Raw genomic sequence first — 15474 nt, 5'->3', positions numbered from 1 at the left:
TGAGAGATCGTTTATAAGTTTGACGTAAATTAGATTTTTATAATGATTTTTTTGGCATACATCCACCATAAAATTGCAAGCCAGAAGAGCACAAATACTAAAGCAAAAGCAAGTGAAGCATTATAATCAGAAAAATATGGAGTAAAAAAAGACTTATAAATCCATCCCTTCAGGCTGGTCTCGGTTCCATCCGACATATCTACTTTAATAGCGCCCATCATTTTTGCCATCAATCCCGACATAAAAAAAGCGGTGATGGCATTTACCCCATAAGCCAGAAGAGGGACAATTCCAGCCTTCATATTCTTTATATCTATTAACCAATAGAAAAAAGCCAGGAACATGATAGCCAGGCCGCTGCTGAACAGCACATACGAGCTGGTCCACAGCGCTTTATTAATCGGAAAATGAAGATCCCAAAGCAAACCCGCGACACAAGAGCCAAGGCCGGCAACAAACATCAGCGAAACCCTCTTTTTATCATCCAGATCTGTGCGCCGCAGCCAGGTGCCGGTAAGCACCCCGGAAAGCCCTGTAGCGATGGCCGGCAATGTTCCCAAAAGACCTTCGGGATCCCAGGTCCTTGAATGCTTCCATAAATGAGGTTCTGTAATGATCAGCCTGTCGAGCCAGGCGCCCAGGTTAGTTTCTGGTTCAAGATTTGCATAGCCTGTACCGGGAACAGGCACAAAAGACATCAGTATCCAATAAAGGACCAAAAGGAAGACAAGGATAGCACCCTGGGCCCGCCATCCGGTTTTCAGAAAGATCAATGACACCGCAAAATAAACGAGCGCAATCCGCTGCAAAACACCCGGGATCCTAAAAGTCTGCAATGTTTGAACTGGCTCTACGAAAATATCAGGAATAAAACCTAAGAGCAAGCCTAATCCAAACAATATCAGCGAGCGCTTTAAAACCTTAATTATTATTGCAGCGTGACCTTCTGAAACTTCACGTTTCGAACCCAATGCATAGGAAACAGAGACACCAGAAATAAACAGGAAAAATGGAAAAACAAGATCCGTTGGTGTACATCCGTGCCATTCTGCATGTTTGAACGGAGCATATATCTTTCCCCAGTCGCCGGGGTTATTCACCAGCAGCATACTTGCAACAGTAAGCCCGCGGAATGCGTCAAGCGACAGCAGCCTGATTTTCTTTTGAGGTAATTGTTCAATCATTTCTTGAATAAATATCAATAAATCTAAGATTTAGGAAATTTAAAAGCAAACACGACTAACCTTTCAATCCAGCCATACAAATGATTACTTTTATTTCATGAATCTCATGCTATCCCGTCTGAGCGACATGTCGCAAAAAGAAAGCCGCTTAATTATTGGGTTAATGTCCGGAACGTCGCTAGATGGTCTTGACCTGGCCTTATGTAAGATAAAAGGCAGCGGCTTCAATACCAGCATGGAGTTAATGCAGTTTGAATCTGTCCCCTACCCGTCAGCATTTATTGAAGACATCCGATCTGTATTTTCCAAAAGGCTGGTCGACCTCGAAAAGCTGACCTTACTTAACGCCCATATCGCAGATATACATGCAGAAATAATACTGGCTTGCCTTGAAAAATGGAATATCCCGCCGTCGGAGATTGATTGTATAGCAAGCCACGGCCAGACGATATACCATGCGCCAAAGCGTTTGCACCAGCAAAAATACTATCCGAATGCTACGCTCCAGATCGGTGATGGCGACCATATATCCGTTAAAACAGGTATTATCACCTTAAGTGACTTCCGCCAGAAGCATATAGCTGCCGGTGGCGAGGGGGCTCCATTAGCATTATATGGCGATGTTATTTTATTTTCTTCAAGCACGGAGAACAGGGTACTCCTAAACATTGGTGGAATAGCCAATTTTACCTTCCTTCCTTCGGATAAAAGCCATGCTAGAATCATTAGCACTGATGCTGGGCCAGGCAATACACTGATCGATGCACTGGCTAATAAATATTTTGATGTTCCTTATGATGATAATGGAAAGTTTGCACGCGGAGGTAAAGTCGACGAAAATCTCCTGAAAATACTTCTCTCACACCCGTTTTTCACTCAAGACTATCCGAAAACTACAGGACCAGAACTGTTTAACCTCCTTTATTTCAACGAGGCAGTAAAAGCTGCAAAGGCGGAATCCCTAAGTTCACCTGACCTGCTGGCAACCACCACCGAGTTCACCGCCAGGGCGATTTCAAAAGCCTTAAACGAGATCTCTTCCCTACCTTTTACCTTATATCTAAGCGGCGGCGGAAGCCGTAACTCTTACCTCGTAGAAAGGTTACAACAGCTTCTTCCAGACAGTGCGGTTATGCTTACTGAAGCTTTGGGCATAAACCCCGACGCAAAAGAAGCAATCTTATTTGCATTGCTTGCTAACGAAACTCTTTGCGGCTCGGCAATCGATACCGGCGCAGGACCGGTAACAACTATGGGAAAGATATCCTTACCGATATAAAAATTGAGTAGAACTACAGCACACGCATTTAACCAAACAAGCTGATCAGAAAATATACCAGGGCAGCAAGGGTTGCAGAAACCGGTATGGTTAACACCCACGCCCATATCAGATTGATAGTAACGCCCCATCTAACCGCAGAAACACGTTTAGTAAGCCCCACCCCTATGATCGAACCAGTAATGGTATGGGTAGTTGAAACGGGGATACCAAAATGCTCGGTGATACCTAAAGTGACAGCACCAGCAGACTCGGCACCTACCCCTTCCAGCGCTGTAACCTTTGTGATCCTTGAGCCCATGGTCTTAACTATACGCCAGCCACCGCTCATCGTTCCTAGTGCAATAGCTGCATAACAAACTAAGGGAACCCATCCCGGCATCGGATCGGAGCTTCCAATTACATTCGAGGCCACCATGGCAACGTATATAATACCCATCACCTTCTGAGCATCGTTACCCCCATGAGTGAAGCTCAATGCCGCTGACGAAACCAGCTGAAGCCGCTTAAACCACTTTTCTGCTGTTGCCGGCTTTGCATTACGGCAGATATTGATGATCACAAGTGTAATAATCACCGAGATTATCATACCAATTATGGGAGCCAGTACGATAAAGGATACTGTAGTTAATACCTTACCCAAATTGATTGCTTGTAATGCCCCGTCACCCACTGCGATAGCTTTGGCCATACCAGCCCCGGCAAAACCACCGATCAGTGTATGCGAAGAGCTGGAAGGGATACCGTAATACCAGGTTAATAAGTTCCAGGCTATAGCAGCAGTCAAACCAGCCAGGATCACGTGCAAGGTTATATATTGTTCAAGAACTGTCTTAGCGATAGTGTTTGCAACCTTATGGTCATCAAAATAAAAGTATGCCGCAAAGTTAAATATGGCAGCCCAAAGAACTGCCTGAAAGGGAGAAAGCACTTTTGTGGATACAATAGTTGCTATTGAATTTGCCGCATCATGGAATCCGTTGATATAGTCAAACGCGATTGCCATTATTACGACAACTACTAAAAGGGTAGTAACCATTTATAATTTATTAAGCGTTCTTTACCAGGATTGACTCCATCACATTCGCAACATCTTCGCACTTATCTGTAGCTGTTTCAAGTGCAGCAAGAACCTCTTTATACTTTATAAGCGCAATGGCATCCTTTTCATATTCAAAAAGTTCACCTACTGCCCGGTCAAATATATAGTCAGCCTGGTTTTCCATGCTATTTATCCGCACGCAGGAATCGGTGATCAGACGAATGTTCTTCAGGTTTTTCAGCTCACCAACAGCTTTATGCACGTCCTGGCAGCCCTGTAAGATTAACTCAGCCAATTTTTTAATCGGCGTGGTCATTTCCGTTATTTTATACAACTGCATACGGCTTGCCGATCCATGGATAAAATCTGCAATATCATCAATGGCAGAAGCCAGAGCATGAATATCCTCACGGTCGAAAGGTGTAATAAAATTCTTACCCAGTTCAAGGAAGATCTGATGAGTGATCTCATCTCCCCTGTGCTCCAAATCCTCAATTAATTTTGTGTATTCTTTTCTTTTGACCTCATCATCTGTATTAACAAGCTCGATCAAAGCTTCGCCCAACTTGATAATATTTGCGCTTGCCTGCTCAAATAAAGGGAAAAATTTGCGATCCTTCGGAATGAAGTATTGGAATATGCCGTTTAAGCCCATATCTTATAAAATGTTATGCAAAGATATTATCGCAATGTTAAGTTAATGTTAAGCGTTAAATTATACCGGAATAAATGTTTGCTTAGCTTTTTCAAGGGTAAACGCAAAAGTCGAACCCAATCCTTCGGTGCTTCGCACAGTGATCGTTTGCTGATGCGCCTCAAGAATATGTTTAACAATAGCAAGCCCCAATCCCGAGCCGCCGATCTGCCGGTTTCTGCTTTTATCTGTTCGAAAGAAGCGCTCAAATAACCTGGGAAGACATTTTTCTTCAATACCCACACCGTCGTCTGTTACTTCTATCAGGATCTGATCATGGAGCTCAAACGTTTTTATGGCCGTACTTCCATTCTCCTTCCCATACTTAATAGAATTGTCTACAAGATTAACCAGGACCTGGCAAATCTTATCCCGGTCGGCTATTACCCAGGTAGGTGCGTCGTATTTGTCCTTAAAAATAAGGCTTATCTTATGTTTTTTCGCTTTGCCCTCCAGCTGTTCAATCACTTCATTGATCAATACAGCTATGTCGAACTTTTCAAAATTGATCGGCACCTCACCACTTTCCAGTTTTGAAATCACGTCTATATCCTTAATCAGATAACCCAGACGGTCAACATTCTTCGAAGCTTTCCTCAAGAAGTATATAACCTGATCGGGATCTTCAAGCGCTTCATCCTCGAGCAATGCATCAATATAACCCTGTATAGCGAAAAGGGGCGTTTTTAGCTCATGCGAGATGTTTCCTAAAAATTCCTTCCTGAATTGCTCCTGTTGCTTGAGTGCATCTATCTCTATTTTTTTTACACTGGCCCATTCCTTAACTTCCTGCTCCACATCATTGATCGGGTCATTGCTCACGTATTCGCCAAGAGCATCTTTTAGATCTTTACCCAGCTTAAGATTGTGGATGAGCTTGTAAATAAGCTTGATCTTGCTGTAAACGTAACGCTCTATCAGGTAGTAAAAAACCACAAAGCAGATCACCAGCGTGACAGTAAACGTAATAAAAAGGTCAGTGAGACTATGCTGGAAATAGTAATTAACAAGAGCCAGCGAAACGGCCACTGCCAACGCATTTAAAAAGACCAGGACACGGAGTTTCATTTAAAAACAATTGAGCTGTAAGACATCTGTTTACAATAATACTAAAAAGAGATACTAAAACGGAGTTCCATGTGTTTCCCTAATAATTAAATTTGATAGAGCTCCAATATTTTTAAGACCAGATACCGTCAGTTCGGACACAAAACCGGCTCCAAAAAATCTTTGTGCAATGCGGCCGGTGTAAAGTCGTTTGCTAAACTGATCTCTCCAGCGCTTAATATATTGGGCTTCCAACACCTCCCGCCGAAGCCTGTACGATTCCACCAGCGTATCTGACAGTATCTTTGCTGAGTGAACAGCCATTGCCATGCCGTTACCACAAAGAGGACTAATCATACCCGCGGCATCTCCGCAGTATAGAACATGCCCCTCTATTAATGACTTTTTCTCAAAGCTTATTTCATTGATCACCTCGGGCTTATCTAGTAAAAACTCGGACTTTGTAAAGATCGCTTTAAGAAATGGGTTCCTGAATAGCACTTCCCTTTCTAAGGCTTGTATAGAACCCAGTCTGGACAGATGTTTATTTGCGGACAGATAACAGAGATTATAGCGGTCTCCTTCAATTTTAACAGTACCGCAATACCCTCCTTCGAAATTGTCAAGCTGGATTAAATCATCTGGAAAATCGGTTCTGATATGATATTTCACACCCAGGTATGGACTCCGCCGGTAGAAAAAGCTCCGGGACCGGTCAAGGTTAGACCTCTTACCATAGGCGCCAATAACGAAGTCAGATTCAATTTCACGACCATCAGACAGGACAGTGTTAAACAGCCCATCCCGAAAGTCAGTATTGTTTACTTTATGGCCTAGCTCAAAGTTTACTCCCAGAGCCCGGGCTTTTCGGTATAGGAAATCATCCAGTACATACCGGCTTATACCCAGACCTCCCAAATCCAGATTACAGGAAAACAATTTGCCAGACACGGAGCTGATAGCAAGCCTGGAGATTTGAGCCGGCGAGAGCTCCTGCAGATCTATTCCTATTGATTTAAAAAAAGGATAGACCTCCCTCGAAATGTATTCGCCACACACACGATGGAAGGGGTACAGCTTTTTTTCAACCAGGCTAACGTCAAAACCAGCCCTGCTCAGGAGGATAGAAATTACCAGGCCTGCGAGACCGCCACCGATCACCACTGTTTTTTCCCTAGGCATAGGCAGTTTTTTTGATGATGAGCTGCCATCGGAACGCCCACATCCATCTGAGTTTGTAATTTGTAATGCCAGCTTTTTGCAACAAGTTCTCCAGTTCCGTCCGGCGAAAACCCTTCAGCACAGATACCTTGGAGTCGTGCTTCACCATTTCAGATCTTGAAAACAGACGAGTAAGCACCCCGATGGAATGATAAGCGAACCAATGGCGGTGTAGATCATTGACAACAACCGCAAGTTTACTGCAGTCTAACATTTTTTTGATCAGCGCAATCCATTTATCATCATCAAAATGATGGGTAAACAAGCTTGAAATCACCACATCAAACTGATCTGGTCTTAAATCTTCAGAAAAAACATCTGAGTGTATAAAATCCATTTCCGGGAACGCTCCAGATCGTGCCCTGGCATAATCCACTGCCGATCGAGTGGCATCAACACCAACAAATTTCATTCTTAGGTCTTTTTTTCGCGCCCATCCAGCAAGCACCCGCAGAGAGTCTCCTCCACCGCATCCCCAATCGCTGATACAGGCACCATCCTTCAAACCAAGCCTTCTCAAAGCACTAAAAAAAACCCTGTATCCTCCCAGCAATTTGTTTACCACCTCCAGTTCGTCCATGATCGGGTCAATAATATCACTTCCCAGGAAGAAATCGTCCATCATCTCAGGCTCCCTGCTCCGAAATTTAAATGCTTTCATCTATACAACTTCAAGTAACATACTTTCAACCGTTAAGCCTGGGCCAAAGGCAAAGCTCATCACTTTTTCTGCCGGCGCCGATTGCTCCATCAACCGCTTCAAGATGAACAATATGGTTACAGAGGACATATTTCCAAAGTTTTTCAGGACATCATAAGAATGATCAAGCGCCTCCTCAGGCAACTCCAGCATTTCTTCACAGACCTCAAGAATGCGGCGCCCTCCCGGATGAATGGCTGTATGGTTCACTGCACTGCGGTTAATGCCCGCTTTTTGACTGAGACTGTCGGCTACAGCACAAATATTTTTAGAAATATTTTTCGGCACTCGCGCAGAAAGGTTCATTTCAAAACCAGTGTCACCGATCCTCCATGCCATTTCATCCCGCCCCTCAGTCAGGAGAGAATTATGAAAGGTTTTCAATAGAAAGCCTGATCTTAATTGGGAATCACTTTCGTGCACTACTGCAACCGCAGCAGCTCCATCTGCAAACAGGGAGTTTGCCACCCAATTCTCCATGGTATTTTCCCTCTGAAAATGCAGCGTGCACAATTCAACATCTACAATCAAAACCTTGGCGCTATGATCAGCCCTGCAAATATAGTCGGCGATCTTAAGCGCATTAAAGGCCCCGTAACATCCCATGAAATTGATGCAGGTGCGTTCCATGCTCTTATTCAATTTAAGGGCTTCTATCAAATCGATATCAAGGCCTGGTGCATACATACCTGTGCAGCTCACAGTAATGAGATGTGTGAACTCTCCTGCCTCTATATCAGAACTTTTTAGCAAATTCCCGACCGCCTCTACAGCGATATATTTTGCTGATTGTTCATAAAGAGCACTTCGCTGTTTTGTCCCTGGAAACGGCTCTAGTTTCTCATAATTACCAAAAAACGAGTAAGTTCCACGTGGCACTCCAAAGTCTGCAATCACAGAATGTCTATACTCAATCCCTGACACATCATACAGTTTCCGAAGCCGTGGCATATCCTTTGCATCCAGTTGATGAGCGTCAGCCATGAAATCAAAAAGTATATTTTGTGCAAAACGGTTTACCGGATTTGCTGTTCCAATTGCAGAAATAATACTTGCCATTTTATTTTTATACCATAAAAGAACGGCATTTATCTGTTAAGGTTTTTATGTATCTGCCTTCAAGATCCACGTTTTTGCACATGAGATTTTTTTTCTCGTTCTTTTTGCTGCCAGTTTACCTGTTTGCACTAAGCCAGGCGCCCACCATGGTAGTAACAAACGCTGTTCTGGTCTTTATCATCTGGCATTTTTTTATTTACCCAGCAAGCAACGGATATAACAGTTATTTTGACAAAGATGAGGGTAGTATCGCTTTACTGGAAAAACCACCCATGACTGATAAAAGCCTGTATCAGTATTCTTTAGGGCTGGATCTAATTGGTGTACTGCTGTCATTTATTGTTAGTGTAGAATTTGCAATTGCTACATTGCTTTACGGAATTCTGTCAAAAATGTATAGTCATCCTTCTATACGATTAAAAAAGTACCCGGTGATCAGCTTCCTGGTTGTATTTATTTTTCAGGGTGCCTTTGTCTACTGGCTAAGCTATACAGCAATATCCGGAATCAGCATACTCAAGGTGTGGAACCTGTCCTTTTTTATCGCCGGACTCGTCTGTTCTTGCCTCATTGGAGCGTCTTATCCGCTCACGCAGGTTTATCAACATAAGGAAGACAAGAAAAGAGGTGACATCACCCTGAGTGTAATTTTAGGAATAAAGGGTTCATTTGCGTTCGCTGCCCTTTTGTTTCTGCTGGCCTCGGTACTGATTTACTGGTATTGGCAGCTCGAACATCAAATACGGAACTTCTGGCTTTTCCTGTTATTTATTATTCCGGTGCTGGTGATATTTTTGAAATGGCTGCTTGAAGTACTGAAGAATGAAAAAAACGCTAACTTTAAAAATATGAGCAGAATGACGTTAAGCAGCGGAACAGCAATGCTGATCTATTTCTTAATTGTATTGCTTTTAGGCTGATCGTTTCTCCTTTGTCAATGCAGCCACCACTGCTATCTTAAACAATTCTTAAATATGAGATTCCTTACAAACGACGGAATACCCACAAATTTACTCAAATGCTTAATTACAAACTACCATTGCTCCGGCCTGATGTAGTGGACTTATCCTTTATTTTTCAAACTTAATATCCCCATTGGGCAGATCAAATTCAGGTTTTTCGATATACCGGGGTTTACGCTTTTCGCGAAGCCCGTTTGGCTCCGGCGGCGGGATTAGAGCCTGGAAGGCTAATATATCCTGAAGTATTTTGTTGCCCAGATAATCATTCATTGGCTCCAGCTTCTCTTCCACTTTTAGTTCTTCATCCGGATTACTTTCCTGAACAGGGGGAGTATGCCATGCCCCTATGATCTCCGCAGGGCTCCATTCTTTTGAATTGATACTTTGGAGTCCATCCAGTTTATCCTGCTTATAGGCATGAAGAGACATACTCAGCACAATCACCCGGTTTGCAGGCAAAACTTCATCGAACACCCATTCCTGCGCATCCACAGCCATTCCGCGTCTGATACGGAGATCCCGGTACCCTATATAACTGTAGACCTCCTTTTTAAAATCAAACGATGCCAGTGTCAGCCTTAAAGTATACCATCGGTGATTCTGTTTGGGGCCTGTAAAAAGCTGATCCTTACGGATAGCCGGTAAATTAACCTGAACTTTACCCTCCTGGTTTAATGAAACAGCGGGACGCACTTTCATAACTTTATCCAGCGGCGAATTTTTATTAAACTGAAACCCCTCCAGGAAGCTCAGTTCTCCGTCATGAAGATCCCTTTCCCCTCTTTGTTTCGTTTTGCTGGCTGTAATACTTTGCCGCAACACACCGCAGAGCCGGTTAACCATCTCACCATCATAACCGGCATAAATATGATGAAAAACATCGCGCATTATTCGCCCGGTGGTGGCGCATAAGCCGAATTCCTTCCCCGCTTGCTTGGAATTGTTTGTCTGCTTAACCTTTTTAGGCTTCATCTGAAGAATCCGCATATTGCGATAAGTACGATATACCAAATTGGAGAAAGCTCCATGGATGCCGCCAAACTTGTCTACTATTGCCATGATGAAAAAGAAATATAACAGAAAGATACACAGGGAGGCAGGAGATTTAAATGACGCAGATCATATTTGATAAAAAAAAATCCTGACCAAAGAGCCCCCCTCAGACCCCCAACTCCTAAACGAAATATGTATGTCTCACATAGTTATCATTGTTTAATCAGTACCGAGTCCGGGTTTCACTACCAGAAACGCGGACTCATCCGGCACACAGCCCTGATTTAAAATTGAGACATACATAAGTTGGGGGTAAGTTGGGGTGGCTCCGGCCCTGACGGGGGCTCGTCATATTCAGATCAGCAGTAGATCATGGACTCCAAGAAATAAGCGGTATTTCCGGCTAAGCCCGGCCTTCCCACTCAGCATAGAACTGCTGCAGGTATTGTTCAATAAATTGATGACGCTGTTGGGCTAATTCCTTACCCGTGACAGTATTCATCTTGTCCTTTAAAAGCAGGAGCTTTTCGTAAAAATGGTTAATGGTGGGAGCCGTGCTGCTTTTATATTCTTCTTTGCTCATACCGAGCCTCGGTGGAATTGAAGGGTTATAAAACTCCCGCTGCTTAAATCCGCCATAACTGAATGCCCTGGCAATTCCAATGGCACCGATAGCATCCAGCCGGTCCGCATCCTGTACGACGTCAAGCTCTTTTGATGTGAATTGCACATCCCCCAGACTAGCCTTATAAGACATGTATCGTATGATCTGTTGCACATGGAAAATCTTGCTCCTATCAAGCTCAATACTTTCTAAAAACTCTCCGGCAATGCGCGGACCAATTTCTTCGTCGCCGTTATGAAACTTTGAGTCGGCAATGTCGTGTAATAATGCGGCAAGCTCCACAACCTCCAGATCTACTTTCTCCTGCGTAGCAATCGTCTTAGCCGTTCGCCATACCCGGTAAATGTGCCACCAATCGTGCCCTCCTTCGGCACCTTCCAAAGATCTTCTGACAAAAGCTTCAGTTTGCTGGATGCTGTTCATTGTGCAAAGGAAACAATTTGTCGGCCTGGTCTAAAAATACTTATAGCTTTCCTTGCCGTGTTTCTTCCTGGCACGAAAGTTAAATCCCCGCACCAAACCGTAACCAAAGCCTCCGATATGCGCCCAATAGCCTATGCCCGAGGTATCCGATGTTCTTAATCCCAAAGATGCCCAGCCGTCAACCAATTGCTGCGCGATCCACAAGCCCAGAAACACAAAAGCAGAGATCCTGAAAAAGAAGAAAAAGAAAAATACTTTGATCTTGGATGAAGGAAACATCACGAGGTAAGCACCTAATGTCGCAGCTATGGCTCCTGATGCTCCGATACAAGGGATATTACTCCCTTTTAAAACAAAACAATGCACCACGGCTGCTACCACACCCCCGGCTAAATAAAAGATTAAAAAGCGGAGATTTCCAATAGAGACTTCAATATTATCAGCAAATATCCACAAAAAGAGCATGTTACCGATCAGATGCATCCAGCCTCCATGCAAAAACATACTGGTGAACAGGGTATGCAACTGTTTGCCCTGCATAACTTCTGTAGGAATAGCACCGTAAGTAAAGAACAAAGTTTGCAACTGTTCTTCGCTTAGCTGTATTTCCTGCCAGAAGAAATAGCAGTTAATCAATATTAATAAGTAGGTAAATACGGGCTTATACTGCCCTTTAACATGATCATCACCTATCGGAAAAAGCATATTTATTTGAGATTTGCCAGGAGTGAACTTACGAATTCTTTGGGAATTTGGATGTGTGGGATATGCCCTACACCTTCAAACTCTACTAATCTGGCTCCTTTTATTTTTTTGGCGGTTTCCTTGCCCAGGAATTTATATTGGCCATATTTTGCCTGATCTTCCTTAGATAGCAAACCCTTCCCTACAATCGTTTTGTCTTCTCTTCCATTAAACAGTACTACCGGCACTTTAAGGTTTGAGAACTCATGCACCACCGGCTGTTCATAGATCATAGTGAATGTTAGTGCGGCCACTTTTGCGTAGCGCGGGAAATCCGCGCTTTGGGTTACACCTGCGGCAACGTCTACCAGGTAATTATAGGCTGGCTTCCATTCTGGGAAGTAAGAACTTTCATAATACTTTTTAACGCTTTCGGCCGAGGTTTTTAATTCGGTCTTATATTGCTCTTCGGTGGAGCGGTACGGAACAAATGCCCGGTAATCTTCCAAACCTATGGGATTTTCAAGCAGCAGTTTTTCTGTACGCTCGGGATAGAGAAGTGCGAACCGGGTGGCCAGCATGCCGCCCATGGAATGACCCAGGATGGAAGTCTTTGTAATATTCAGACTATCCAGAAGTTGTTTATTAAATCGTGCGAGCAGATGGAAGCTGTAATGAATAAAGGGTTTGGATGATTTACCAAAACCAATCTGGTCGGGTACAACTACCCTGTATCCTCCCTGGTTCAGGGCCTGAATCACCTCTTTCCAATAGTACCCTGCGAAGTTTTTCCCATGAAAAAGGACCACTGTTCTGCCATTAGGGTTTTGAGGCTGGACATCCATATAAGCCATGCGCAGATCCTGACCTTCGGCGTTTACCTCAAGGAATTTTACCGGATATGGGTATTTTACGTTCTCCAGCGTAATGGAAAGGGTATCCGTTTGTGCCTGTACTTGAGAAAAGCAGGTCAATAAAAGCAGGGTATAAAGGATTCTCATCATAATGGAATTATAGACTTGGTGTTTTGCCGCCATCTACGGGCACATTAATGCCATTAATATAGTTTGCAGCTGGCGAGGCCAGGAATGCAACGGCCGCAGCAACATCTTCTGCGGTTCCTATTCTTCTGGCAGGGATTTCTTTGAGCATTTCCTGTTCTATTTGTTCAGGAGTCTTGCCTTCTTTTTCTGCCCGGCTGTTTATGAGGGAAGCTAAGCGGCCGGTCATGGAGGTGCTTGGAAGTACGTTATTTACCGTAATACCAAATTCTCCGAGTTCAGCCGACAGTGTTTTGGCCCAGTTAGCTACCGCAGCCCTTATAGTATTAGATACACCTAAACCTTTTAGAGGTACCTTTACGGAGGTTGAAATGATATTAATGATCCTGCCCCAGCCAGCAGCTTTCATTGAAGGAACTACCGCTTGCGCGAGTATTTGGTTGCAGACAATGTGTTGAGAAAAAGCCTGGCTGTATTCTTCTGGGCCGGCATCAATAGCCTGTCCACCCTTTGGACCTCCGGTATTATTTACCAGTATATCTACAGTGTGCTCCTGAAGGTAATTTTCAACAGCAGTTTTTAACTGATCGGGCTGACTAAAATCGGCCACAATGTAGTGGTGCGACTCTGTATCGTCAGCAGGCAATGAGCTAATCGTTTCTTTTAATTTTTCTTCATTGCGGGCTACCAGGGTGATGCTTGCACCAAGCAAAGCCAGCTCCATGGCCGAAGCCCGGCCTATCCCCTGAGTACTTCCGCAAACAAGCGCTCTTTTTCCAGTCAAATCAAGATTCATAGTGTTTAAACGTTTTGATGGTGATTGGGTTTTTCACTGCGGCTAAGTTCGGTAATAAGTTGTAAGTTTTGGGTCGTAAGTTTTAAGTGCAGGCTGGATAATAATGTGCCTGAAATCATTTGGAAGTTTAAACTTTTTCTTCATCTTCGAAAAAACCTGTTTGAATGCCTGTTAAGACTTTTGGAAGTGCTGTTTTCGGAATCGAGGCTACTACGATCACGGTAGAAGTTCACATCAGCAGCGGTACTAAATATTTTATCGTCGGTTTGCCTGACAAAGCTATTAACGAAAGCATGCTTCGTGTAGAAAGTGCTTTGAGCACTACAGGTTACCATATGCCGAGGCAAAAAATTGTAGTTAATCTTGCGCCCGCGGATATACATAAAGAAGGCTCGTCGTATGATCTTGCCATCGCTATAGGAATTCTGGCCGAGTCGGGCCAGCTTCAAAGTGATATCCTGGACAAATACCTGATCCTTGGTGAGATATCCCTTAGCGGTGATATTCTAGCCATAAAGGGAGCACTACCAATAGCGGTGCAGGCCCGCAAGGAAGGTTTCAAAGGTCTTATTTTACCCAAAGCTAATGCCCGAGAAGCCGCAATTGTAGCAGACGTTGATGTATTTGGCGTGGATAGCTTGCTTGAAGTCATTGAATTCTTTAATGGCAAGCGTAAGCTTACTGCAACGGTAGTAGATACGCGCGAGGAGTTTTATAATAATATAGACAACTATGAAAGCAATTTCTCAGATGTTAAGGGACAGGAAAACATTAAAAGGGCCCTGGAAATTGCCGCAGCAGGAGGGCATAACGTTATTCTGATCGGTCCTCCGGGAGCAGGAAAAACGATGCTTGCAAAGCGGCTTCCCACTATATTACCACCGTTGAACTTGCATGAGGCACTCGAAACCACCAAAATACATTCTGTTGCGGGAAAGCTTCTGGCCTCTGATTCCTTAATGACCACCCGCCCATTCAGGTCACCGCATCATACCATCAGCGATGCCGCTTTAGTAGGCGGAGGATCTACTCCTCAGCCTGGAGAAATCTCGCTCGCTCATAATGGCGTTCTTTTTTTGGATGAGCTTCCGGAATTCAAAAGAAGCGTTCTGGAGGTAATGCGTCAGCCTTTAGAAGAACGCCGGGTAACCATCTCCCGGGCAAAGATCACCGTCGATTATCCCGCTACTTTTATGCTGATCGCATCCATGAACCCCTGTCCCTGCGGATTCTATAACCATCCTGAAAAAGATTGCACCTGTGGTCCGGGAGAAGTACAAAGGTATCTAAACAAGGTGTCAGGGCCCCTACTGGATCGTATAGACCTGCATGTAGAAGTAACCCCGGTGCAGTTCAGCGAACTTTCATCCGACAGACCGGAGGAGAGCAGTACTGTTATCCGTCAAAGGGTCATCCTGGCAAGAGAGCTTCAAAAAACTCGCTTTAATGCTCTTAATGATGTGTATTGCAATGCACAGATGAGCTCAAAAACTGTAAGGGAGATCTGCAGGATCACAGAGGCAGGGCAAACCTTGCTGAAGAAAGCAATGGAAAAGCTAGGCTTGTCGGCAAGGGCTTACGACCGGATACTTAAAGTGTCCAGAACCATAGCTGATCTCGATGCATCGGAAGAAATTAAGATAGAGCATTTGGCCGAAGCCATTCACTACCGCAGCCTGGACAGAGATGGCTGGGCGGGTTAATTATCTGACCTAAAACATGGTACTGTCAAAATCGGCAGCTACGATACTTCTGTAGCATCTA

The 15474-nt window shown here is 44.0% G+C and carries 15 protein-coding genes; 3 read left to right on the top strand and 12 right to left on the bottom strand.

The features are described from left to right. Positions 1–29: 29 nt before the first annotated feature. The gene (locus tag J3P37_RS10245) at positions 30–1184 is read right to left on the bottom strand and encodes an acyltransferase family protein (RefSeq protein ID WP_256011015.1); all 1155 of its coding nucleotides are present in this window, start codon (positions 1182–1184) and stop codon (positions 30–32) included. 97 nt (positions 1185–1281) lie between these two features. On the opposite strand from J3P37_RS10245, the gene J3P37_RS10240 reads away from it, so the two are divergent. After that, entirely contained in the window at positions 1282–2463 is a 1182-nt protein-coding gene (locus J3P37_RS10240; RefSeq protein WP_256011014.1) for an anhydro-N-acetylmuramic acid kinase, read from the top strand. 28 nt (positions 2464–2491) lie between these two features. On the opposite strand, the gene J3P37_RS10235 is transcribed toward J3P37_RS10240, so the two are convergent. Genes J3P37_RS10235 through J3P37_RS10210 form a run of 6 tightly spaced genes read right to left on the bottom strand, consistent with a single transcriptional unit; the run spans position 2492 to position 8226 of the window. After that, entirely contained in the window at positions 2492–3502 is a 1011-nt protein-coding gene (locus J3P37_RS10235) for an inorganic phosphate transporter (protein ID WP_256011013.1), read from the bottom strand. A 10-nt stretch (positions 3503–3512) separates the two neighbouring features. After that, positions 3513–4160, bottom strand: coding sequence for a DUF47 domain-containing protein (locus tag J3P37_RS10230; protein WP_256011012.1), 648 nt, complete (start codon positions 4158–4160; stop codon positions 3513–3515). 60 nt (positions 4161–4220) lie between these two features. Then, the gene (locus J3P37_RS10225) at positions 4221–5267 is read right to left on the bottom strand and encodes a sensor histidine kinase (protein WP_256011011.1); all 1047 of its coding nucleotides are present in this window, start codon (positions 5265–5267) and stop codon (positions 4221–4223) included. 54 nt (positions 5268–5321) lie between these two features. Then, the gene (locus tag J3P37_RS10220) at positions 5322–6428 is read right to left on the bottom strand and encodes an NAD(P)/FAD-dependent oxidoreductase (RefSeq protein WP_256011010.1); all 1107 of its coding nucleotides are present in this window, start codon (positions 6426–6428) and stop codon (positions 5322–5324) included. Then, positions 6421–7128, bottom strand: a complete 708-nt coding sequence (locus tag J3P37_RS10215) for a methyltransferase domain-containing protein (protein ID WP_256011009.1) — start codon at positions 7126–7128, stop codon at positions 6421–6423. Before J3P37_RS10215 ends, J3P37_RS10220 begins: the two co-directional genes overlap by 8 nt. Beyond that, complete coding sequence (locus tag J3P37_RS10210) at positions 7129–8226, bottom strand: type III polyketide synthase (RefSeq protein ID WP_256011008.1); 1098 nt, start codon at positions 8224–8226, stop codon at positions 7129–7131. Between the two features lie 80 nt (positions 8227–8306). On the opposite strand from J3P37_RS10210, the gene J3P37_RS10205 reads away from it, so the two are divergent. Then, positions 8307–9146 carry a UbiA family prenyltransferase gene (locus J3P37_RS10205; protein ID WP_256011007.1) on the top strand — a complete coding sequence of 280 codons (840 nt, stop codon included), beginning with the start codon at positions 8307–8309 and terminating at the stop codon, positions 9144–9146. Positions 9147–9296: 150 nt separating this feature from the next. Here the strand turns inward: J3P37_RS10205 and J3P37_RS10200 are convergent, their stop codons facing one another. From J3P37_RS10200 to J3P37_RS10180, 5 genes are all read right to left on the bottom strand, one after another. Continuing rightward, on the bottom strand, positions 9297–10247 hold the full coding sequence (locus tag J3P37_RS10200) for a hypothetical protein (protein ID WP_256011006.1): 951 nt from the start codon (positions 10245–10247) through the stop codon (positions 9297–9299). A 337-nt stretch (positions 10248–10584) separates the two neighbouring features. Further along, positions 10585–11229, bottom strand: a complete 645-nt coding sequence (locus J3P37_RS10195) for an HD domain-containing protein (protein WP_256011005.1) — start codon at positions 11227–11229, stop codon at positions 10585–10587. Positions 11230–11259: 30 nt separating this feature from the next. Continuing rightward, positions 11260–11934 carry a rhomboid family intramembrane serine protease gene (locus tag J3P37_RS10190; RefSeq protein WP_256011004.1) on the bottom strand — a complete coding sequence of 225 codons (675 nt, stop codon included), beginning with the start codon at positions 11932–11934 and terminating at the stop codon, positions 11260–11262. Positions 11935–11936: 2 nt separating this feature from the next. Continuing rightward, on the bottom strand, positions 11937–12917 hold the full coding sequence (locus tag J3P37_RS10185) for an alpha/beta fold hydrolase (protein ID WP_256011003.1): 981 nt from the start codon (positions 12915–12917) through the stop codon (positions 11937–11939). 7 nt (positions 12918–12924) lie between these two features. After that, positions 12925–13710, bottom strand: coding sequence for an SDR family oxidoreductase (locus J3P37_RS10180; protein ID WP_256011002.1), 786 nt, complete (start codon positions 13708–13710; stop codon positions 12925–12927). 164 nt (positions 13711–13874) lie between these two features. Between J3P37_RS10180 and J3P37_RS10175 the strand changes: the two genes are divergently transcribed. Continuing rightward, positions 13875–15413, top strand: coding sequence for a YifB family Mg chelatase-like AAA ATPase (locus tag J3P37_RS10175; RefSeq protein WP_256011001.1), 1539 nt, complete (start codon positions 13875–13877; stop codon positions 15411–15413). Positions 15414–15474 lie beyond the last annotated feature (61 nt).

The organism is Desertivirga xinjiangensis (genome assembly GCF_024436435.1).
GTDB lineage: Bacteria > Bacteroidota > Bacteroidia > Sphingobacteriales > Sphingobacteriaceae > Desertivirga > Desertivirga xinjiangensis.
This window is presented reverse-complemented; position numbering and strand designations above follow the sequence as displayed.